Annotated in this window: 20 protein-coding genes; 12 read left to right on the forward strand and 8 right to left on the reverse strand. The window is 75.0% G+C overall.

What is annotated here, in order from left to right; genetic code table 11:
- Positions 1 to 115: 115 nt before the first annotated feature.
- From KSE_RS27675 to KSE_RS27690, 4 genes are read right to left on the reverse strand one after another with little or no spacing between them, the layout of a single operon-like run.
- Positions 116 to 1,207: an ABC transporter ATP-binding protein gene (locus KSE_RS27675; RefSeq protein WP_014138664.1), complete on the reverse strand. Its 1,092-nt coding sequence runs from the start codon at positions 1,205 to 1,207 to the stop codon at positions 116 to 118.
- A gap of 22 nt (positions 1,208 to 1,229) precedes the next feature.
- The gene (locus tag KSE_RS27680) at positions 1,230 to 2,072 is read right to left on the reverse strand and encodes an ABC transporter permease (RefSeq protein ID WP_014138665.1); all 843 of its coding nucleotides are present in this window, start codon (positions 2,070 to 2,072) and stop codon (positions 1,230 to 1,232) included.
- Positions 2,060 to 3,052 (reverse strand): ABC transporter permease, encoded by a 993-nt coding sequence (locus tag KSE_RS27685; protein ID WP_014138666.1) that lies wholly within the window; start codon positions 3,050 to 3,052, stop codon positions 2,060 to 2,062. The genes KSE_RS27680 and KSE_RS27685 overlap by 13 nt, the downstream gene beginning before the upstream one ends.
- Positions 3,053 to 3,060: 8 nt before the next feature.
- A complete protein-coding gene (locus tag KSE_RS27690) occupies positions 3,061 to 4,248 on the reverse strand; it encodes an ABC transporter substrate-binding protein (protein WP_014138667.1) in 1,188 nt (395 codons plus the stop codon).
- Between the two features lie 302 nt (positions 4,249 to 4,550).
- On the opposite strand from KSE_RS27690, the gene KSE_RS27695 reads away from it, so the two are divergent.
- From KSE_RS27695 to KSE_RS27710, 4 genes are all read left to right on the forward strand, one after another.
- Positions 4,551 to 5,318, forward strand: coding sequence for a GntR family transcriptional regulator (locus KSE_RS27695; protein ID WP_014138668.1), 768 nt, complete (start codon positions 4,551 to 4,553; stop codon positions 5,316 to 5,318).
- Between the two features lie 84 nt (positions 5,319 to 5,402).
- A complete protein-coding gene (locus KSE_RS45010; protein ID WP_202523345.1) occupies positions 5,403 to 5,606 on the forward strand; it encodes a hypothetical protein in 204 nt (67 codons plus the stop codon).
- A complete protein-coding gene (locus KSE_RS45015; RefSeq protein ID WP_106438047.1) occupies positions 5,603 to 5,947 on the forward strand; it encodes a type II toxin-antitoxin system PemK/MazF family toxin in 345 nt (114 codons plus the stop codon). Before KSE_RS45010 ends, KSE_RS45015 begins: the two co-directional genes overlap by 4 nt.
- Positions 5,948 to 5,999: 52 nt before the next feature.
- Positions 6,000 to 6,404 carry a RidA family protein gene (locus KSE_RS27710; RefSeq protein WP_051055398.1) on the forward strand — a complete coding sequence of 135 codons (405 nt, stop codon included), beginning with the start codon at positions 6,000 to 6,002 and terminating at the stop codon, positions 6,402 to 6,404.
- On the opposite strand, the gene tmpA is transcribed toward KSE_RS27710, so the two are convergent.
- Together tmpA and KSE_RS27720 are read right to left on the reverse strand one after the other, a co-directional pair.
- Entirely contained in the window at positions 6,405 to 8,003 is a 1,599-nt protein-coding gene (tmpA, locus tag KSE_RS27715; protein ID WP_033258699.1) for a 2-trimethylaminoethylphosphonate dioxygenase, read from the reverse strand.
- A gap of 151 nt (positions 8,004 to 8,154) precedes the next feature.
- On the reverse strand, positions 8,155 to 8,976 hold the full coding sequence (locus KSE_RS27720; protein WP_014138673.1) for an SDR family NAD(P)-dependent oxidoreductase: 822 nt from the start codon (positions 8,974 to 8,976) through the stop codon (positions 8,155 to 8,157).
- 96 nt (positions 8,977 to 9,072) lie between these two features.
- Between KSE_RS27720 and KSE_RS27725 the strand changes: the two genes are divergently transcribed.
- Both KSE_RS27725 and KSE_RS27730 read left to right on the forward strand, forming a co-directional pair.
- The gene (locus tag KSE_RS27725; protein ID WP_014138674.1) at positions 9,073 to 9,960 is read left to right on the forward strand and encodes a LysR family transcriptional regulator; all 888 of its coding nucleotides are present in this window, start codon (positions 9,073 to 9,075) and stop codon (positions 9,958 to 9,960) included.
- A 34-nt stretch (positions 9,961 to 9,994) separates the two neighbouring features.
- Positions 9,995 to 10,672, forward strand: a complete 678-nt coding sequence (locus KSE_RS27730; RefSeq protein WP_033258700.1) for an SMI1/KNR4 family protein — start codon at positions 9,995 to 9,997, stop codon at positions 10,670 to 10,672.
- 7 nt (positions 10,673 to 10,679) lie between these two features.
- On the opposite strand, the gene KSE_RS27735 is transcribed toward KSE_RS27730, so the two are convergent.
- Positions 10,680 to 11,762 (reverse strand): pyridoxal-phosphate-dependent aminotransferase family protein, encoded by a 1,083-nt coding sequence (locus KSE_RS27735; protein WP_014138676.1) that lies wholly within the window; start codon positions 11,760 to 11,762, stop codon positions 10,680 to 10,682.
- 117 nt (positions 11,763 to 11,879) lie between these two features.
- Here KSE_RS27735 and KSE_RS27740 point away from each other — a divergent pair, with 117 nt between their 5' ends.
- The 5 genes from KSE_RS27740 to glnII all read left to right on the forward strand — a co-directional run bounded on the left by KSE_RS27740 (position 11,880) and on the right by glnII (position 16,949).
- Positions 11,880 to 12,965, forward strand: coding sequence for an amidohydrolase family protein (locus KSE_RS27740; RefSeq protein ID WP_014138677.1), 1,086 nt, complete (start codon positions 11,880 to 11,882; stop codon positions 12,963 to 12,965).
- Between the two features lie 15 nt (positions 12,966 to 12,980).
- Positions 12,981 to 13,541, forward strand: coding sequence for a hypothetical protein (locus KSE_RS27745; RefSeq protein ID WP_033258716.1), 561 nt, complete (start codon positions 12,981 to 12,983; stop codon positions 13,539 to 13,541).
- Between the two features lie 167 nt (positions 13,542 to 13,708).
- On the forward strand, positions 13,709 to 14,386 hold the full coding sequence (locus tag KSE_RS27750) for a uracil-DNA glycosylase (protein ID WP_014138679.1): 678 nt from the start codon (positions 13,709 to 13,711) through the stop codon (positions 14,384 to 14,386).
- A gap of 326 nt (positions 14,387 to 14,712) precedes the next feature.
- Positions 14,713 to 15,663 carry an SCO1860 family LAETG-anchored protein gene (locus KSE_RS27755; protein WP_014138680.1) on the forward strand — a complete coding sequence of 317 codons (951 nt, stop codon included), beginning with the start codon at positions 14,713 to 14,715 and terminating at the stop codon, positions 15,661 to 15,663.
- 263 nt (positions 15,664 to 15,926) lie between these two features.
- On the forward strand, positions 15,927 to 16,949 hold the full coding sequence (glnII, locus tag KSE_RS27760) for a glutamine synthetase (protein WP_014138681.1): 1,023 nt from the start codon (positions 15,927 to 15,929) through the stop codon (positions 16,947 to 16,949).
- A 159-nt stretch (positions 16,950 to 17,108) separates the two neighbouring features.
- Here the strand turns inward: glnII and KSE_RS27765 are convergent, their stop codons facing one another.
- The gene (locus KSE_RS27765) at positions 17,109 to 17,870 is read right to left on the reverse strand and encodes a GNAT family N-acetyltransferase (protein ID WP_014138682.1); all 762 of its coding nucleotides are present in this window, start codon (positions 17,868 to 17,870) and stop codon (positions 17,109 to 17,111) included.
- Positions 17,871 to 18,045: 175 nt separating this feature from the next.
- Here KSE_RS27765 and KSE_RS27770 point away from each other — a divergent pair, with 175 nt between their 5' ends.
- Positions 18,046 to 19,068: a MerR family transcriptional regulator gene (locus KSE_RS27770; protein WP_033258701.1), complete on the forward strand. Its 1,023-nt coding sequence runs from the start codon at positions 18,046 to 18,048 to the stop codon at positions 19,066 to 19,068.
- Positions 19,069 to 19,070: the final 2 nt, after the last annotated feature.

Raw genomic sequence — 19,070 nt, forward strand, 5'->3', positions numbered from 1 at the left:
CTTCGGGCCCGACCGGGTAGCCGGACGGGGCGCAACCGGCGTGCGGCGGACGGGGGTTGGCGGGCGGGGGCGGCGGGTCGGGGGCTGCGGGTCGGGGGCTGCGGGGCGGGCCGGGTCAGGCGCCGGCCGGGGCGCGGTCGACCAGGACCGGGCGGGCGGGGAGGGTGAGGGCGGCGCGGGTGCCGGGCGGGAGGGCGGCGGCGGCCTCGGTGGGGAGGTCGGACTTGACCTCGGTGCCGTCGGCGAGGCGGACGGTGAGGCGGGTGACGGCGCCGAGGAAGGCCGCGGCGACCACCAGCGCGTCGCCCTCGTCGGCGGGGGCCAGCGCGACGTGCTCGGGGCGGACCAGGACGTGCAGGTCGCCGTCGGCGGGCAGTTCGCCGTCCACCGGGTGGCGGCGGCCGAGCACCTCGACCTCGCCGCCGGCGGTGCGCGCGCACGGGATCCGGCTCATCGTGCCGACGAACTCGGCGACGAACGCGGTGGCCGGGCGGGAGTACAACTCCGAGGGGGCGGCGCACTGTTCGAGGCGGCCGGCCCGCAGCACGGCGACCCGGTCGGCCATCGAGAGGGCCTCCTCCTGGTCGTGGGTGACGAACAGGGTGGTGATGCCGAGCTCCTGCTGGAGGCGGCGGATCTCCTCGCGCAGCGCGAGCCGGACCTTCGCGTCGAGCGCGGAGAGCGGCTCGTCCAGCAGCAGGACGCGCGGCCGCAGGGCCAGCGCGCGGGCCAGCGCGATGCGCTGCTGCTGGCCGCCGGACATCTGGTGCGGGTAGTGGCCGGCCCGCTGCGGGAGGCCGACGAGTTCCAGCAACTCCTGGGCGCGGCGCCGCCGTTCGGCCTTGCCGGCGCCGCGCATCCGCAGGCCGAAGGCGACGTTCTCGGCGGCGGTGAGGTGCGGGAAGAGGCTGTACGACTGGAAGACCATGCCGGCGTCGCGCCGGTGCGCGGGGATCCGGGTGATGTCCGCGCCGTCGACCAGCACCTCGCCGGAGTCGTGGCTCTCGAAGCCGGCCAGGATCCGCAGCGCGGTGGTCTTGCCGCAGCCGGACGGGCCGAGCAGGGCGAGCAGCTCGCCCGGCCGGACGTCCAGGTCGAGGCCGTCCAGGGCGGTGGTGGTGCCGAACGCCCGCCGCAGCGAACGGAATTCGACGGTGGCGCTGCCGGTGGCGGCGTCCTCGGTGCGGGGGTGGGTGGCGGTGCTCATGGGTGGCGGTCTCCGGGGCGGGTCAGGAGGTGGCGGTGGTCTGGTGGCGGCGCTCGCGGCCGGCGGCGGCCAGCAGGAGCAGCAGCACCCAGGTGATCAGCAGGCTGAGCACGGACACCGCGACGGACATCTGGCCCTGGCTGTTGCCGACCGAGTAGATCCACACGGCGAAGGGCTGGTAACCGAGGATCGAGGCGGTGGTGAACTCGCCGAGGACCAGGGCCAGGGTGAGGAAGGAGGCGTTCAGCAGCGCGCCGCGCAGGTTCGGCACGATCACCGAGACGACGGCCCGCGGCCAGCTCGCGCCGCAGTTGCGGGCCGCCTCGACCAGGGTGCGGACGTCCACCGCGCGCAGCCCGGAGTCCAGCGCCCGGTAGGCCAGCGGCAGCGCCATCAGCACGTACGCGATGACCAGGACCAGCGGGAACTCCGGCTGCTGGACGAACACGAAGGTCTGGAAGAACGGCGTGTCCATCAGGTAGTCGGGGCCCCAGCGCAGCACGCCGATCAGGCCGGCGGTCAGCGCGACCGGCGGCACCACCAGCGGCAGGGTGCACACCACTTCGAGGACCGGGCGGAGCCTCGGCGCGCCGAGCCGGACCGCGATCATCGCGGGCACCAGCAGGAGCAGCAGCACCACGACGGTGACGGCGGCGAGCTCCAGGGTGAGCAGCAGGCTGTCGGTGAAGCCGGGCGCGGAGAGCAGGCCGGTGTAGGCGTCGAAGGAGACGCCGTTCCGGTCGTCGATCGAGAACCAGACCGAGGCGGCCATCGGGACCAGGAAGTACACGGCGGCCGGCAGCAGGACCGCGCCGCGCCAGAGCCGGGGGCGCCAGGCCCGCGGCCGGGGGGTCAGCTGAGCCATCGGGCACTCCGGCGCTGGAGGGGCAGGTACACGGCCATCACCAGGACGGCGACGATGATCATGTCGAGGCTGAGCGCCAGCGCCAGGTTGCCCTGGCCGACCAGCACGTTGCCGGAGAGCGCGTCGGCGATCTGCCGGCTGATCAGCGGGACGGTCGCGCCGACCATCGCGGCGGCGGTGGCGTACGCGGCGAACGCCGAGCCGAACAGCAGCACGAAGCCGCCGAGCAGCGACGGGAACAGGATCGGCAGCGCCACGTACCGCCAGTACTGCAGGGCGGTGGCCCGGTTGTTCCGGGCGGCCTCGCGCCACTGGACGCGCAGGCCCTCCAGGGCCGGGGTGATGGTCAGCACCATCAGCGGCACCAGGAAGTACAGGTAGGTGACGGCCAGGCCGGTGAAGCTGTACAGCGACCAGCCGTGGTCGGTCAGGTGGAACATCCTCGTCACCTCGCCCGCGTTGCCGAGGGTGGCGACGAAGGCGAACGCCAGCGGCAGGCCGCCGAAGTTGGCGAGCACGCCGGAGGCGGTCAGCACCGCCTCGCGCAGCAGCCGGAACCGGGAGGTCAGTACGGCCTGGGCGATCGGGACGCCCAGCACGGTGCCGATCAGCGCGGTCAGCGCGGACAGCTTCAGGCTGGACAGCAGCGCCGTCCAGTACGCCCCCTGCACCGAGTCGGTCAGGTTGGCGGTGGTGAACGAGCCGGCGCCGGTCTCGGCGTCGCTGGAGACGGTGAACGCCCCGGTGACGATGGCGACGGCGGGCAGGCCGAAGCCGACCAGGAAGAAGGCCAGCAGCGGCACGGTGGCCAGCCAGGCCCCGCCGCGCGGGCGGCGGCGGGCGGACGGCCGGGCGGACGGCCCGGCGGGCGTCCCGGTAGCGGGGGAGGCGGGGGCAGCGGGGGCGGTGCCGGGGGCGCCCGGGCCGCCGCTGGGGTCAGCGGCGGCCGGGGCCGGCACCGGGGTGGGAGCCGTGGTCATGTCGGTGATCAGCCCGCGATGGCCTTGGCCCAGTTGTCGGTCACGACCTTCTTGGCCTTGTCGACCTGGTCCGAGCTGGGGAAGGTGGTGAACGGCTTCTCGACGGTCGGCAGCTTGGCCGCGGCCGCGGTGTCCAGGGTGCCGTCCTTCTTCATCGCGTCGAACAGCGCCGGGGTGGCGTAGCCGCCGAGGAAGCCGTTCTGGCCCTCGACCGAGTACAGGTACTCCAGCCACAGGCGGGCGGCCGCCGGGTGCGGGGCGTCCTTGTTGACCGCCTGGTTGTAGTACTGGGCGTAGGAGCCGTCGGAGGGGACGGCCACCTTCCAGTCGACGCCCTTGCCCTTGAACTCGTCGGTGTAGCCCGCGTTCAGGTACGACCAGTCGATCGAGATCGGGGTCTCGCCCTTCTCGACCGTCGCCGGGGTCGACTCGACCGGGTTGAAGTTGCCGGACTGCTTCAGCTTCGCGAAGAAGTCGATGCCGGGCTGGATGTCGTCCAGCGAACCGCCGTTGGCCAGCGCGGCCGCGTACACGCCGCCGAACGCCGAACCCGACTTGGTCGGGTTGCCGTTCAGCGCGACCTGGCCCTTGTACTCCGGCTTCAGCAGGTCGGCGAAGGTCTGCGGGCAGGTGGCGACCCGCTTGGCGTCGCAGCCGATCGAGATGTAGCCGCCGTAGTCGTTCACCCGCAGGCCGGCCGGGTCCTTCATGGTGGCGGGGATCTTGTCGAAGCCGGCCACCTTGTACGGGGCGAGCAGGCCCTCCTTGGCGGCGGACAGCGCGAACGCCGAGCCCAGGTCGACGGTGTCGGGGGCGCGGTCCTGGCCCTTGCGGGACTTGATCGCGTTGATCTCGTCCTGGCTGGAGCCGTCCGGGTTCTCGTCCTCGATCTCGATGCCGTACTTCGCCTTGAAGTCGTCCATCAGCTTGCCGTAGTTGGCCCAGTCCCGGGGGAGGGTGATGACGTGCAGCTTGCCCTCCTTCTTCGCGGCGGCCACCAGGCCGTCCATGCCGCCGAAGTCGGCCAGCGAGGTCGCGGTCCTCGCGTCCACCGCGCCACCGGACTTGGCGCCACCGGACTTGGCGGCGTCGCCGGACTTGGCGGTCGAGCCGGCGGAGCCGCAGGCGGAGAGGGAGAGCGCGGCAGCGGTCAGCACGGCCGCGAGGGCGGCGGCGCGGTGGCGGTGCACGATCACGGGGAGGTCTCCTGGAGGAAGGGGAGCTGCAGAGGTCACGAGGGGTGCTCGGGGTGCGGCGAGGCCGGTTGTCCGGCCAAGTTGGCCAGCCAACTTCCGTCGCCGGAAGCAAGTACGCCCGAGGCCGGTGACGGGAAGGTGAACGGACGGCCCAGGACGGGGGTCGGCTGCGGGAACGGTCGCGCCGGGCCCGGAGACCGGGGCGGAGGCCCCCGCGGGCAACGGCTACAGTCAGCGGTGTACGCGCGATCACGCGCAGGACACGGCCCAATCTCCTTACCAGCCAAGGGAACTCGACGAACGTGGCACTCGACCAGGACCGCGCCGCCGGCTCGCTCTACCGCAAGGTGGCCGCCGACCTGCGGGAAGCCATCACCTCGGGCTCCTTCGGCGACGCCGGCCGGCTGCCCGCCGAGGGCGCCCTCGCCGAGCAGTACGGCGTCTCCCGCGGCACCGTCCGACAGGCCCTCGCCATGCTGCGCGCCGACGGGCTCGTCACCTCCCGCCGCGGCACCCGCCGGGTCGTCCTCGGCAGCGCCCGCGTCCAGTCCTTCTCCGAACTGCTCTCCTTCACCCACTGGGCCCGCTCCATGGGCGAGGAGCCCGGCGGCCGGCTCGAATCCCTGATCCGCCGCCCCGCCGACGCCGCCGAACGCGAACAGCTCCGCCTCGAACCCGGCACCGAGGTCTACGTCACGCTCCGGCTGCGCACCCTCTCCGGCACCCCCGTCATGGTCGAACGCACCGTCTACCCGCCCCGGGTCGGCGAACTCGTCGCCCAACTCCCGCCCGACGTCGTCTCCCACACCGAACCCCTGCGCGAACACGGCATCCTCTTCACCGACGCCGACCACACCATCGACGTGGTCGCCGCCAACGCCGACGACGCCCGGCTGCTCTCCTGCCGCCGCGGCAGCCCGCTGCTGCGCGAGAAGCGCCGCACCACCGACCCCACCGGCACCCCCGTCGAGTGGTCCCAGGACCGCTACCTGCCCGGCACCGTCGCCTTCTCCATCCACAACTCGCTGGCCTCCTCCGCGCTCTCCCGGCACGCCCGGGACGACGACTGAGCGACTTCGTCAGGGTCCGGACTCTGATGCTCGCCCCGGTGGACGCGATGGCATACAGTGCAGCGGGTCGCGGCGGTCCTCGGGTTGGAGACCACCGCGGACGTTCTGCGGGAAGGACTGCGCCGACTGGCCGTCGAGGCGGACGAGATCCAGGCCGCCGAGAACATCCGGGCCTATTCCCAGGGGCGACCTGCCCCGCTCCCCGAAGGCGTGGAATCGCTGACACCGGAAGAGCTGGCCGAGGCCGATGCCGAGATCGAGCGCGGGATCGCCGAGGGCCGGTGGTGACCCCGCGCCTGGACGCCACGCGGGGCGAGGTGTGGGTGTGCGCCAGGATCCCGCGTCCGATCAGCATCCACCCGGTGGTCGTGCTGACGTCCAACCGCATCGCGCGGCCGCTCTCCGCGGTGACCGTCGCGCTGATCACGGGCACCACCGGTCCGGAGGAGACCCGGGTGGCATTGGGGCCGGGCAGCGGGCTCACGAAGTACGACGAGTCCTACGTGGACTGCACGAGCCTGCACACGATGGACAAGTCCTCGCTCCGTCGCCGGATGGGGCGGTTGGACATCAGGGAGCTGGCCTCCGTGGAACGGGCGGCTCGGCGGGTGCTCGGCCTCGACGGCTGATCCGGCCGAAAAGCCGGTGCGGCGGCGCCCCGGCCGCGGTGACAATCGGCGGATGACGGACATCACGCGGATCGACCCGGCCGGGCTCCACCCCACCGCCGGGTACGCGCACATCACGGTGGTGGAGGCCGGGCGCACCGCGCACCTGGCCGGGCAGTGCCCGCTGGACGCGGACGGGAAGCTGGTCGGGGCCGGGCGGCTGGACGTCCAGACCGGCCGGGTGGTCGCCAACGCGATGACGGCGCTGGCCGCGCTCGGGGCCGGGCCGGAGCGGGTGGTGCGGTCGGTGGTCTACGTGGTGGACGACCGGCCCGAGGTGCTCGGCGGGGTCTGGCGACAGCTGAACGCCTCACCGCTCGGCCCCGCCTTCACCACCGCCTCCACCCTGCTCGGGGTCGCCGCGCTCGGCTACGCCGGGCAGCTGGTCGAGATCGACCTGACGGTGGCGCTGGAGTAGTCAGGGCCGCATCGACTCCATCAGCAGCGGCCGGAGTTCGGCGAAGGTCGGGGTCGGGGCGGCGGGGTCCTTGGCGGCCTCGTCCCAGCGGCGGACGGTGATCGCGTCCGGGCCGAAGGGGTGGGCGGCGAAGGCGGCGGCCTCGTCCGGGGGCATCGGGCCGCCCTGGAGGGCGAGGGTGTGGGCGGAGGCGGGGGAGAGGCGGTCGGCGTAGCCGGGCTCGGTGGCGCACAGGTAGCGCTTGGCGTCGACGTGCAGGCGGATCGGCTCGGTGACGGCGGGCGGGAAGTACGGGGCGAGCCGGGCGGCGGCGACGGCGCCGTGGCGGTTGTCGGTGCCGGCCATCAACTCCCTTCCGCTGCCCCGGAAGTGGCCGATGTCGTGGAGCAGGGCGGCGGCCACCAGGGCGGGCGGGGCGCCGGCCGCGCGGGCCAGGCCGGCGGCCTGCAGCATGTGCGCGGCGAGGGTGACGTCCTCGCCCAGGTACTCGCCGGCGCCCTCGCCCGCGAACAGTTCCTCCAGCTCGTCCAGCACGGCGGTGTCGCGGCGCAGCACGGCGAGGGTGGAGGCGAGCGCGTCGAGGTCGGCGTAGCAGCCCTGGAGGTGGCGGTGGCCGCCGGTGCCGTCGCCGGGTTCGAAGGCGGTGCGGGCGTGCAGCAGGCGGGTGTTGTCGAAGACCAGGCAGTCGCCGGGGGCGAGCCGGAAGTCCAGCCGCAGCCCCGGGCGCAGGGTGATCGCGGCGAACCGGCGGTAGGCGGCGTAGAAGGCGTCCAGTTCGGCGGGGGGCAGGGCGGACAGCGCGGCGGTGTCGGTGGAGCGGTTGTTGAAGCGGACCTCGCGGATCGCGCCGCGCGGGTCCAGCCCGATCAGCGGCATCGCGGCGGACAGCTCGGCGCCCCGGTCGCGGTAGCGGAACGGCACCGGCACCCGGGCCAGCAGCGCGAACGCCGCCGGGTCCTCCTCGCGCAGCAGCGCCGCCGCCCGGAAGCCGTCGACCAGGCCGGAGTCGCCGCCCGCGCAGTCGTTGCGCAGGCAGTGCAGCAGTTGCAGGGTGGGCACCGGGTCGCGGTACGGGTTGTCGGTGTGCGGGGCGATGGCGGCGCTGGTGAACGCCAGGTTCGCCGGGTCGGGCTCGACCCGGACGTCGAACAGCTCGCCGTAGTTGGTCTCCCGGACGTACCCGAAGCTCCGCGCCACCGCCAGCACCCGCCCCTCCTCGACCGGGACGCCGCGCAGCAGCGCGAACCCGGAGCGGCGGACCGCCGCCAGCACGGCGATCCGCTCCTCCGGGTCGGCCAGGTACGCGGCCCAGTCGGCCTCGGGCAGGCCGCGGGCGAAGTCGCCGCCCTCCCACAGCCGCTTGGCGTGCTCGGTGCGCTCGTCGGGCCCGGCGGGCGCGTCCCACCCGGCCGGGTAGTGCGAGCGGTGGCCGTCGGACCACAGCACCGCGAGCCCGGCGGCGTCCTCGACGGCCTCGACGGCGGTCAGGCCGTCCGGCAGGTCGCCGATCTGGAACCGCTTCTGCCCGCCGCGCGGGTCGCGGCAGTCGGCGCAGGGGCAGTTGTCGCGCAGCCAGTACGGGTGGGACACGGCGGGCATCGGACGGCCTCCTGGTGGGCGGACTTGTACAGCCAACTTTGCGGGCTGCCCAGCCAAGTCCGCCCGGACGACCACCGCTCGCCCGGCCGGTGAACGGGGGGCCACCGGCAGCCGAACCCTCGTGCGGACCGGGGCGGCGGCCGCCAGGGGATCACCAGGGGATCGGCCCGGCGTCCTCGAAGAACCCGCCGCTCGGGCCGCCGTCCGGCAGGGTGGCGAGCCGGACCGCGGCGGCCGCGCCCTGCTCGGGGGTGCGGGAGCCGTGGAAGCCGGTGAAGTCGGTCGCCACCAGGCCCGGGCAGGCCGCGTTCACCAGCACGCCGCTGCCCGCCAGTTGCCGCGCGTACTGCACGGTGACCGCGTTCAGGAAGGTCTTCGACGGCGCGTACGCCGCCATCACCGGCCCGATCCCGCTCCCCGGGGCGGCCTGCCGGGTCAGCGAGGCCACCCCGCTGGACAGGTTCACGACCCGGGGCGAGCCGGAGCGGCGCAGCAGCGGCAGCACCGCGTTGGTCACCCGGATCACGCCCAGCACGTTGGTCTCCAGCACCGCCCGCAGCACGTCCAGGTCGAGGCCGGTCGGGTCCTGGAACCAGCCCGGGCCCATCTCCCCCGGCACGCCCGCGTTGTTGACCAGCACGTCCAGCCGTCCGGCCACCCGCCCGAGCAGCTCGGCGGCCGCCGTGACGCTCTCCTGGTCGGTCACGTCCAGCGGCACGCCGAACGCGTCCACCCCGGCGGCGCGCAGCCGGGCGACGGCCGCCGCCCGCCGGTCCGCGTCCCGGGCCCCCACGCCCACCCGGTGCCCCAGCGCGCCGAGGCCGGCCGCGATCGCGTACCCGATGCCCTTGTTCGCGCCGGTCACCAGCGCGGTCCTCGTGCCGTCCGCCGTGCCGTCCGCCGTGCCGTCCGCCGTGCCGCCCGCCGTGCCGTCCGCCGTGCCGTTCTTCGTCCCGCTCTTCGTCTCGTCCATGCCGCCGATGCTCGTCCCCGGCCGGGCCGGGCGTCCAAGACCGGACCGGTACCCTGTGATACCCGCCAGGTATCACCCCAGGGGGAGGGGACGGCCGTGGACGAGCTGGAGACCCGCGAGCTCAGGTACTTCGTCGCCGTCGCCGAGGAGCTGCACTTCGGCCGCGCCGCCGCCCGCCTCGGCATCGCCCAGCCGCCGCTGTCCCGCGCCGTCCAGCGGCTCGAACGGCGGCTCGGCGTCCCGCTGCTGGACCGCGACCGGCGCGGCGTCCGGCTGACCGGACCCGGCCGGGTGCTGCTGCGCGAGGGCCGCGCCGCGCTGGACGCCACCGCCGCCGCCGTCCGCCGCACCCGCCGCTCCGGCGGCGCGGACCGGCCGGCCGGCGCCCCCGAACGCCTGGTCCTCGCGGTCAAGTCCGCCGCCTCCCACCCGCTGCTGCGCCGGCTGCTCGACGCCCACGCCGCCGAACCCGGCGCCGCCGAGGTCGAGGTGCTGGCGGGCGGCTTCGACGAGCAGGAGCGGATGCTGCGCGACGGCCGCGCCGACGCCGCCCTGCTCATCGTCCCGTTCCACTCGCTGGCCGGCTTCGACAGCGAGGAACTGCTCACCGAGGGACGGATGGCCGTCCTGCCCGCCGGCCACCCGCTCGCCGCCCGCACCGCGCTCACCACCGCCGAGACCGCCGACGTCCCCGGCCTCCCGCTCGCCCGCTGGCCCCGGCACGGCGCCTACCCGCCCGGCCCCGGACCGGAGGTCCGCGACCACACCCAGCTGGCCCAACTCATCGCCCTCGGACGCACCATGGCCGTCGTCCCGGAGTCCGCCCGGGCCTGGCTGTGGCACGAGCACGCCACCGTCCCGCTCACCGACGCGCCCCCCGTCACCACCCACCTCGCCTGGCCCCCGCACAGCCGCTCCCGCGCCCTGGCCGCGCTGGTCCGCACCGCGACCCGGCTGGCCGCCGAACCCGGACCGGCCGGCTGAGGCACCGACACCGCCCCGCGCTACCGTGCCCGGCATGACGCTCGACCTCGCCCGCGACCTGCCCGCCGCCCTCACCGACCGCGCCGCCGCCTGGCGGCTGATCACCGACCTCGCCGCCTTCTGGGGTGCCCCGCTGCGCCCCGGCGACGGCCACACCGACGCCGAACTCGACGCCGCCGAGGCCCGGCTCGGCCTGCGGCTGCCCGCCGCCCTGCGCGAGGCCCACCGGCTGCTCGGCAACCGCCCCGACCTGACCGGCAACCACGACACCCTGCTGCCGCCCGCCGAGCTGTACGTCGACCGCGGCCACCTGGTCCACCGGGTCGAGAACCAGGGCTGCGCCTACTGGGGCGTCCCGCTCGCCGCCCTCGGCCAGGACGACCCGCCGACCGCCGCCTGGCCGGACGCCGCCGACCCGGAGACCACCCCGTGGACGGCCAGGTTCTCCACCGAGTGCCTGGCCGTCGTCCTCACCGAACTCCTGCTCGACCAGAACGCGTACACCGACGCCGGCGACGTCGACCCCGCCGACCTCACCGGCTGGACCGCGCTGCCCCCGCTGTACGAGCCCGGCGTCGACACCCGCTTCTACGCCCGCCCGAACGCCCTGCTGGTCGTCCACGACGGCGGCTGGCTGGCGATGCGGGCGGTCAGCGAGGAGGCGCTCGACGCGCTGTGCGAGGAACTGCCGGTGTCCTGGCTGGACCACTGACGGATCGTCAGATCGCGTTCTCCCAGGCTTCGGTGGCCGCCGCGACCGCCGGGGCGGCCGGGGTGGCAGTGGCCTGGGCGAGGAGTTCCAGGGTGGCGATGACGGTCTCCGCGGTGGCGGCCGGGCCGTAGTGGTTGAGCCGGAGCATGGTGGCGGCGAGCGGGCCGCCGCCGGGCTGGACCGGGAGGTGGGGGGCGTGGCGGCGGAGTTCGGCGGCGAGTTCGGCGGCGTCGACGCCCTCGGGGGTGCGCAGGGTGGTGGCGACCGGGGCGGCGTCCTCGGCGCGCAGCACGTACGGGGCGAGGGTGGGCAGGGCGAGGGCGCCGGCCCGGGTGGCGGCGGCCGCGGCGCGGTGGCGGGCGATCACCGCGTCGAGGGTCTCGGCGTCGATCGCGGCCAGGCACTCCTCCAGCGCGAGCATCTCCAACTGTGCCGGGGCGTGCGGCAGTTGGGTGCGGCCGGCGTCCGTCCAGCGCTCCTTCCAGTCGAGCAGGGAGAGGTAGGAGCGGCGCGGCGCGGCCGGGTTCGCGGCGATCCGCCGCCAGGCCCGCTCGCTCACCGACACCGCCGAGACGCCCGCCGGGCCGCCCATCGCCTTCTGGCCGCCGATCACGCACAGGTCGACGCCCCAGGCGTCGGTGAGCAGCGGCTCGGCGGCCACCGAGGCCACCGCGTCCAGCATCAGCAGCGCGCCGTGCTGCCGCACCACCTCGGCGATCTCCGCGATCGGGTTGGTGTTGCCGGTCGCCGCCTCGGCGTGCACCAGCGAGACGAAGTCGATCTCCGGGTGCTCGTTCAGCGCCGCCGCGACCCGCTCGGCGCCCACCGCCGTGTCGTACGGCACCGCCAGGTCGACCACCTTCGCGCCGGCGTCGCGCAGCCAGCCGCCGAAGGTCTGCCCGTACGGGCCGGTGACGACGTTCAGCGCGGTCGAACCCGGGTGCGCCGCGCCCTTGATCGCGGCCTCCAGCGGCAGCAGCGCCTCGCCCTGGGTGACGATCACGTCGTTGCGGGTGCGCAGCAGCGCCGCCACCCCGTCCTCGATCGCGGCGAACCGGGCGGCGGTCATCGGAGGAAGGTCGAGCAGCATGCGCGGAAAGCCTTTCGGGACGGCGGGCCGGCGGGCCGGCGGGCGGAGGGTCGCCGTCGAACAGTCTGCCGCAGATCGTCCGGCGGGCCGCGCGCGACGCCGAGTACAGTGCCTGCCATGACAGACCGCGCGGTGCTGCACATCAAGGGGCGGGTACTGGTCGGGCCCGACGACGTCCGGGACGAACTCTGGTCCGTGGACGGCCGGGTGACCTTCGAACGGCCCGCCGCCGAACCGTCCGCGACCCTCACCGGCTGGGCGCTGCCCGGCCTGGTCGACGCGCACTGCCACGTCGGCCTGGACACGCACGGCGCCGTCGACCGCGCCACCAGCGAGCAGCAGGCCCGCGCCGACCGGGACGCCGGCACCCTGCTGATCCGCGACGCCGGCTCCGCCGCCGACACCCGCTGGATCGACGACCGCGACGACCTCCCGAAGATCATCCGGGCCGGACGGCACATCGCCCGCACCCGCCGCTACATCCGCAACTACGCCCACGAGATCGAACCCGGCGACCTCGCCGCGTACGTCGCCGCCGAGGCCCGGCGCGGCGACGGCTGGGTCAAGCTCGTCGGCGACTGGATCGACCGCGACGCCGGCGACCTCACCGCCTGCTGGCCCGGCGACGCCCTCACCGAGGCCGTCGCCGCCGCCCACGCCGAAGGCGCCCGGGTCACCGCGCACTGCTTCGCCACCGAGTCGCTGCCCGACCTGCTGGCCGCCGGCATCGACTGCGTCGAACACGCCACCGGCCTCACCGAGGAGCTCATCCCGGCGTTCGCCGAACGCGGCGTCGCGATCGTCCCGACCCTGGTCAACATCGCCAGCTTCCCCCGCCTCGCCGCCGGCGGCGAGGCCAAGTTCCCCGCCTGGGCCGCCCACATGCGCCGCCTGCACGCCCGCCGCTACGACACCGTCGGCGCCGCCCACGACGCCGGCATCCCGATCTACGTCGGCACCGACGCCGGCGGCTCGATCGCCCACGGCCTGGTCGCCGAGGAGGCGATCGAGCTCACCAAGGCCGGACTCACCCCGCTCGAAGCCCTCGCCGCCGCCACCTGGTCCGCCCGCGCCTGGCTCGGCCGCCCCGGCCTCACCGAGGGCGCCCCCGCCGACCTCGTCCTCTACCGGACCGACCCGCGCACCGACCTGCGGGTGCTCGCCGCACCCGCGCACGTCGTCCTCGCCGGCCGGGTGGTGTGAGCGGCCGTGGCCATCATGCGCAAGCCCGAACGCGACGCCTTCTGGGCCTCCCTGCCCGAGGGCATCCGCCGCCAGATCGACGGCTACGTGCTCCAGGACAGCCTGTTCGGGGCGGTGAACGTCCTGACCGCGGTCGGCCGGGTCCGCTTCGGCGTCGGCCTCGGCGCCGCCCAGCTCATCGCCGGCGACCGCTACGCCGTGCTCGCCGACCGGATCGCCCGCGATCCCGAGAGCCCCATCGACCCCGACTCGCTGTACTGGCGCGCGGCCGGCCTCGGCGTGGACGTCCTCGCGGTCGAGGCGGTCTGGGACGGCGACACCGTCCGCGACTGGTTCGTCCGCCTGCTCGCCGTCAGCGGCACCGCGGACGGCGGCACCAAGGACCACGACCTCGCCCTGATCGACCACCCCGCCGCCCGCTTCCAGCACGGCCCCGGAGCCGCCCCCGCCACCAGCGCCGACCTGGCGGGCCGCGACCTCGCCGCCGCCCTCGGCGTCCCGTTCCACTTCGCGAGCCCCGACCAGCCCGACGACGAGGCCCCGCGCTGGCAGCGCCCACCGGCGCACGGCCGGTGACGGACGGCGGCCGGTGACGGACGGGGAGGCGCTCGCCCGCCGGGAGGCGCACGGGGGGCGAGGAGGAGCCGCGCGGGGGCTGGGCGGTGGCTGAGCGGGCAGGGGGGCCGGAGGCGGGGCGGAGGCTGGCGAACTGCGGTTGTCAGTGCGGCCGATAGGCTTCCGTCATGGCTGCACGACCCTTGCACGAAATTGTGGAACCCGGCTGGGCCGACGCCCTCGCGCCGGTCGCCGGACAGGTCGCCGCGATGGGCGACTTCCTGCGCGCCGAACTCGCGGCGGGCCGCACCTACCTGCCGCCCGGCCCGCAGGTGCTGCGGGCGTTCCAGCAGCCGTTCGCGGACGTCCGGGTGCTGATCGTCGGCCAGGACCCGTACCCGACGCCCGGGCACGCCGTCGGCCTGAGCTTCTCCGTCGCGCCGGAGGTCCGCCCGGTGCCGCCCAGCCTGGTCAACATCTACCAGGAGTACAGCCAGGACCTCGGCCTCCCGACGCCCGCCAACGGCGACCTCACCCCGTGGGCGGAGCAGGGCGTCCTGCTGCTCAACCGCGCGCTCACCACCCAGACCCGCAAGACCAACGGCCACCGCGGCAAGGGCTGGGAGGCCGTCACCGAGCAGGCGATCAAGGCACTGGCCGCCCGCGGCGGCCCGCTGGTCGCCATCCTCTGGGGGCGCGACGCCCGCGAGCTGCGCCCCTGGCTCGGCCAGGTCCCCAGCATCGAGTCCCCGCACCCCAGCCCCTACTCGGCGAGCGGCGGCTTCTTCGGCTCCCGACCCTTCAGCCGGGCCAACGACCTGCTGGTCCGGCAGGGCGGCCGGCCGGTCGACTGGCGCCTGCCGTAGCGGACCGCCATGACGGGGCGGGGGCCGGGAGCGGAGGAGTGCTCCCGGCCCCCGCCCCGTGCGCTGTGTAGCGGCGGGCCGCCCGTTTCGTCCCGGTGATGGCCGGATTGTGGGCGGAAACGGTCAGTCCGGAGCGTCAACCTCACCCGAAGGAGTGAAATGACGCTCTGTGTTGCTGGAGTGACGCACTGTTCGAAGAGACTGGCGGCAGTCGAGAGCGCGAATCCCCCTCCCCGCGCCCCGTGCCCCGTGCGGTCCGCCGGGTGCCGGCGCCGGGTGAGGTCGTGGGTGCGCTCTGCCAATCACCACGCGTGGGGGTTCCTGTCATGTCCGTTCTGCGTTCGGCCGCCGCCGCGGCCCTCGCCGCCTCCGCCCTCGCGGTCGCGCTGCCGCTGCCCGCGTACGCCGCCGACGCCGCCGGCACGCCCGCGAAACCGGGTCGGGCGAGCGCGGTGACGGCCGAACTCATGCTGGACGTCACCCTGTTGAACACGGTGAACGTGCCGGTCGGGGTGGCGCTGAACAAGGTCGAGTCGCCCGCCCAGCGGGACGGCGCGATGCTCACCGCCAAGGTCGACGGGGTGGACGGCGGCCGGCCGGTGACGCTGGTGAAGGCGGCGGTCGGCACGTCGGTCACCAAGGCGGACGACAAGCTGGCCACCGCGTCCGTCAAGCTGGTCGACGCGGACGTGCACGTGCCGGGCCTGCCGCTGACCACGCTGCTCGGCCTCCAGGCGATGAGCGCCGAGGCGAACTGCCCGGTGGACGGGCCGCCGACCGCGGACGTCGTCGCGCCCGCCAAGCTGACCGTGCTGGGCAAGTCGGTCACCGTCGGCCTCAACTCGCCGACGCACGTGGATGTCCCGGCGATCGGCACGGTCGACGTCGAGTTCTCGAAGAAGACCGTGACCTCCAGCACCGCCGCCGCCTCCGCGCTGGAGGTGAAGATCGCGCTGAACCCGCTGAACCTGAACGTGGCCAAGGTCAACGGCACCGTGCGGATCGCCGCGGTCTCCTGCGAGAAGCCGGTGGCGGCCGTCGTCCCGGCGGCGGCGGTCTCCTCGCCCGCGGCCGCCGGGTCGTCCGCGCCCGCCGCCTCGGCCCCGGCCGCCGCGCAGAACCGGGCGGCGCCGAAGGCGGAGGGCGAGGAACTGGCGTACACCGGCTCCTCCGGGACGACCGTGCTGGCCGCGGGCGGCGGGACGCTGCTGCTGGCCGGCGGCGCGGCGGTGTGGATGACGCGGCGGCGGCGGGCGGCGCACGCGCGGCACCGCTGACGCGGCGCGGGCGGGGCGCGTCGGCGCGTGCGCGGGCGGGGCGGCGCGCGCCGGGCGGGGCGTGAGGTGCCTGCGGGGGAGCGCCCGTCCCGCCCCTTTCGTCCCGGTGGTGCGCCCGCATCGCGAGACGGGCACTTTCCGAGGGTGAGCGTGCCGCTGCGGACTGTTGGTTCACATGGGCGTTACATCGGAGGAACAACCGGGAAACGGCGGCTTGCAACGCTACGCGGGCACCCACCACCCGAGCAGTGAGGATCACCGCGATGGCGATCAAGGCCGAGTACATCTGGATCGACGGCACCAAGCCGACCGCGAAGCTCCGCTCCAAGACTCGGGTGCTGCCGAACGCCGACAAGATCCCCACCTGGGGCTTCGACGGCTCGTCGACCAACCAGGCCGAGGGCCACGCCTCGGACCGCGTGCTGGAGCCGGTGAAGGTCGTCAAGGACCCGATCCGCGGCGGCGACAACATCCTGGTGCTGTGCGAGGTCTTCGAGACCAACGGTGAGGCGCACGTCACCAACACCCGCGCCGCGCTGCGCGAGGTCGCCGAGCGCTACGCCGCGCAGGAGTCGATCTTCGGCATCGAGCAGGAGTACACCTTCTTCAAGGGCTCCCGCCCGCTCGGCTTCCCCGAGGGCGGCTTCCCGGCCCCGCAGGGCGGCTACTACTGCGGCGTGGGCGCCGAGGAGGTCTTCGGCCGCGAGATCGTCGAGCTGCACCTCGACCGCTGCATCGACGCCGGCCTGGCGATCTGCGGCATCAACGCCGAGGTCATGCCCGGCCAGTGGGAGTTCCAGATCGGCCCCGTCGACGCGCTGACCGTCTCGGACGACCTGTGGATCGCCCGCTACCTGCTCTACCGCACCGCCGAGGAGTTCGGCATCGACGCCACCCTGGACGCCAAGCCGGCCCGGGGCGACTGGAACGGCGCGGGCGCGCACACCAACTTCTCCACCAAGGCGATGCGCGAGGGCTACGACGCCATCATCACCGCCTGCGAGTCGCTCGGCGCCTCCCAGGAGAAGGTCCTGGAGCACGTCAACCAGTACGGTGACGACATCCAGTCCCGCCTGACCGGCAAGCACGAGACCGCCCCGTGGAACGTCTACTCCTACGGCGTGTCCGACCGCGGCGCCTCGGTCCGCATCCCGTGGCAGGTCGAGGTGGACCAGAAGGGCTACATCGAGGACCGCCGCCCGAACGCGAACGTCGACCCGTACGTGGTCACCCGCCTGATCGTCAACACCTGCTGCGAGGCCCTGGAGAAGGCCGGCCAGGTCTGATCCGCCCCAGGCACAGCACGACGCACAGCACGACGGCGCCCGCCGGACCCCGCGAGGGGACCGGCGGGCGCCGCCGCGTTCCCGGGCCGCCCGTTTCCTACGGCCGTGTGTCGTCCACCTCACCGCGCGGCCCCGTGCGACGGCCGTGTGACGGAAACCTCACTGCCGGACGAAGCCGTGCGTGCGGCCGACGGCGGTGAAACCGCGCCGGGCGTACCACTGCCGGGGCCAGTCCTCGGCGTCCGCGACCAGGAAGCGCAGCCCGGCCGGGGCGCGGTCGGCGGCCAGCCGCAGCGCGCTCGACAGGACGGCGTCGGCCAGGCCGCGGCGCTGGTGCTCCTCGGCGGTGGCCAGGTCCTCGATCTGGGCGGTGCCCGCGGCGTCCTGGTACAGGTCGGCCCAGGAGCCGAACGCGCCGTCGCCGTCCCGGGCGGCCAGCGTCAGCACCAGCTCGGCGCCCGCGGCCCGCGCCGTGCGCCGGTTCACCAACTGGGCGATCGAGTCGTCCGACGCCCACGGCAGCCAGCAGCGCCACTGCCGCTCCAGGGCCGGCGCCAACTCGTCCAGCCCGACCGGCCCGGCCCCGCCCCCGGGCGGCACCGGCCCCCGGTGGACCATCACCAGCTCGGTCTCGTGCCGGTACCCGGCCGCCGTCAGCCCCGGCACCAGCGCCAGCCCGGACGCGTCGTCGAACACCGAGATCCGCCGGTGCTCCAGGTGCCCCAGCACCTCCTCGGCCAGCCCCGCCACGTCGACCCCGGACGGCGGCGCGTCCAGCACCAGCTGGTTGTGCTCGTGCGAGTACTCGAACTCCCCGCACAGCACCCCGAACCCGCCCGGCACCTCCACCACCTCGGCGGCCTGCCCCCGGGCGAAGGCGCGCCGGAACTCCAGGGCGGTCCGCAAGCTGTCCTCGATCATCCGGCCATCGTAGGCCGCGCCCTCCGCCCGGTTCGAGTGGTTTGTCGCACCTTTCCGCCCGGTGGACGGAAAACCCTTTCGTGCCAAGGGCGTTGGGCCGTCCAGCACCCGGCCGCCCTGCCGGGGGCCGGGATGGCTTGAGTCTCCCGTGGGGGGAGACGGCACAGTGGCGGGCATGGACGGCGACGGACTGCTGACGATCGGCGCACTGGCGGAGCGCACCGGGCTGACGGTGAAGGCCATCAGGTACTACTCGGACACCGGCCTGGTGCCGTCCACCGACCGCACCGCGGCCGGCTACCGGCGCTACGGCGCCGAGGCCCTGGCCAGGCTCGAACTCGTGCGCACCCTGCGCGAGTTGGGGCTCGGTCTGGACGCGGTGCGGCGGGTCCTGGAGCGCGAGGAGAGCCTCGCCGAGGTGGCCCGGGCGCACGCCGACGCGCTCGACCTGCGGATCCGCACGCTGGGCCGGCAACGCGCCGTGCTGCGGGCCGTCGCCGCCCACGGAACCGACCCCGAGGAGACCGCACTCATGCACCGGCTGATCCGGCTGTCCGCCGCCGAACGGCGGGAAATGGTCGAGGAGTTCCTCGACGACACCTTCGGCACCGCCGACGCCAACCCCGAACTCGTCGCGATGCTCCGCGCCGCCGTCCCCGACCCGCCCGAGGACCCCGACACCGAACAGCTCACCGCCTGGGCCGAACTCGCCGAACTCACCCGCGACCAGGACTTCCGCGCCTCGCTCCGCCGGATGGCCGCCTACCAGGCCGAACAGCGCGCCGACGGCGACACCACCGGCCTGCACCACGAACCCACCGAACGCGTCCGGGAGGTGGCCGGCGCCGCACTCGCCGCCGGCACCGCCCCCGGCACCCCCGCTGCCGCCGCAGCCGTCGCCGAACTCACCGCCCGCTACGCCGAGACCTTCGACCGCCCGGACGACGCCGCGCTGCGCGACTGGATCCTGCGCCGGCTCGAGGTCGCCGCCGACCCCCGGGTCGAGCGCTACTGGGCCCTGCTCTCCCGGATCAACGACTGGCCCGCCCCGCCCGAGACCGCCCCGCACGCCGCCTGGTTCGCGGCCGCGCTCCGCGCGGTGGCACGGCCGCCCGGCGCGGTGGCGGGGCCGGGCAGCGCGGGGGCGCTGCCTGGCGGTGGGCGGAACGGCCGGATGACGGGTGGCGGCGGGTCCTAGGC

The organism is Kitasatospora setae KM-6054 (genome assembly GCF_000269985.1).
Taxonomy (GTDB): Bacteria; Actinomycetota; Actinomycetes; order Streptomycetales; family Streptomycetaceae; genus Kitasatospora; species Kitasatospora setae.

Coding starts and splice junctions, on each gene's coding strand:
- KSE_RS27765 (WP_014138682.1), bottom strand. CDS start 17,870: ATGATCGAGGACAGCTTGCGGACCGCCCTGGAGTTCCGGCGCGCCTTC.
- KSE_RS27710 (WP_051055398.1), top strand. CDS start 6,000: ATGACGGACATCACGCGGATCGACCCGGCCGGGCTCCACCCCACCGCC.
- KSE_RS27740 (WP_014138677.1), top strand. CDS start 11,880: ATGACAGACCGCGCGGTGCTGCACATCAAGGGGCGGGTACTGGTCGGG.
- tmpA (WP_033258699.1), bottom strand. CDS start 8,003: ATGCCCGCCGTGTCCCACCCGTACTGGCTGCGCGACAACTGCCCCTGC.
- KSE_RS27750 (WP_014138679.1), top strand. CDS start 13,709: ATGGCTGCACGACCCTTGCACGAAATTGTGGAACCCGGCTGGGCCGAC.
- KSE_RS27755 (WP_014138680.1), top strand. CDS start 14,713: ATGTCCGTTCTGCGTTCGGCCGCCGCCGCGGCCCTCGCCGCCTCCGCC.
- KSE_RS27745 (WP_033258716.1), top strand. CDS start 12,981: ATGCGCAAGCCCGAACGCGACGCCTTCTGGGCCTCCCTGCCCGAGGGC.
- KSE_RS27720 (WP_014138673.1), bottom strand. CDS start 8,976: ATGGACGAGACGAAGAGCGGGACGAAGAACGGCACGGCGGACGGCACG.
- KSE_RS27770 (WP_033258701.1), top strand. CDS start 18,046: ATGGACGGCGACGGACTGCTGACGATCGGCGCACTGGCGGAGCGCACC.
- KSE_RS27675 (WP_014138664.1), bottom strand. CDS start 1,207: ATGAGCACCGCCACCCACCCCCGCACCGAGGACGCCGCCACCGGCAGC.
- KSE_RS27735 (WP_014138676.1), bottom strand. CDS start 11,762: ATGCTGCTCGACCTTCCTCCGATGACCGCCGCCCGGTTCGCCGCGATC.
- KSE_RS27680 (WP_014138665.1), bottom strand. CDS start 2,072: ATGGCTCAGCTGACCCCCCGGCCGCGGGCCTGGCGCCCCCGGCTCTGG.
- KSE_RS27730 (WP_033258700.1), top strand. CDS start 9,995: ATGACGCTCGACCTCGCCCGCGACCTGCCCGCCGCCCTCACCGACCGC.
- glnII (WP_014138681.1), top strand. CDS start 15,927: ATGGCGATCAAGGCCGAGTACATCTGGATCGACGGCACCAAGCCGACC.
- KSE_RS27685 (WP_014138666.1), bottom strand. CDS start 3,052: ATGACCACGGCTCCCACCCCGGTGCCGGCCCCGGCCGCCGCTGACCCC.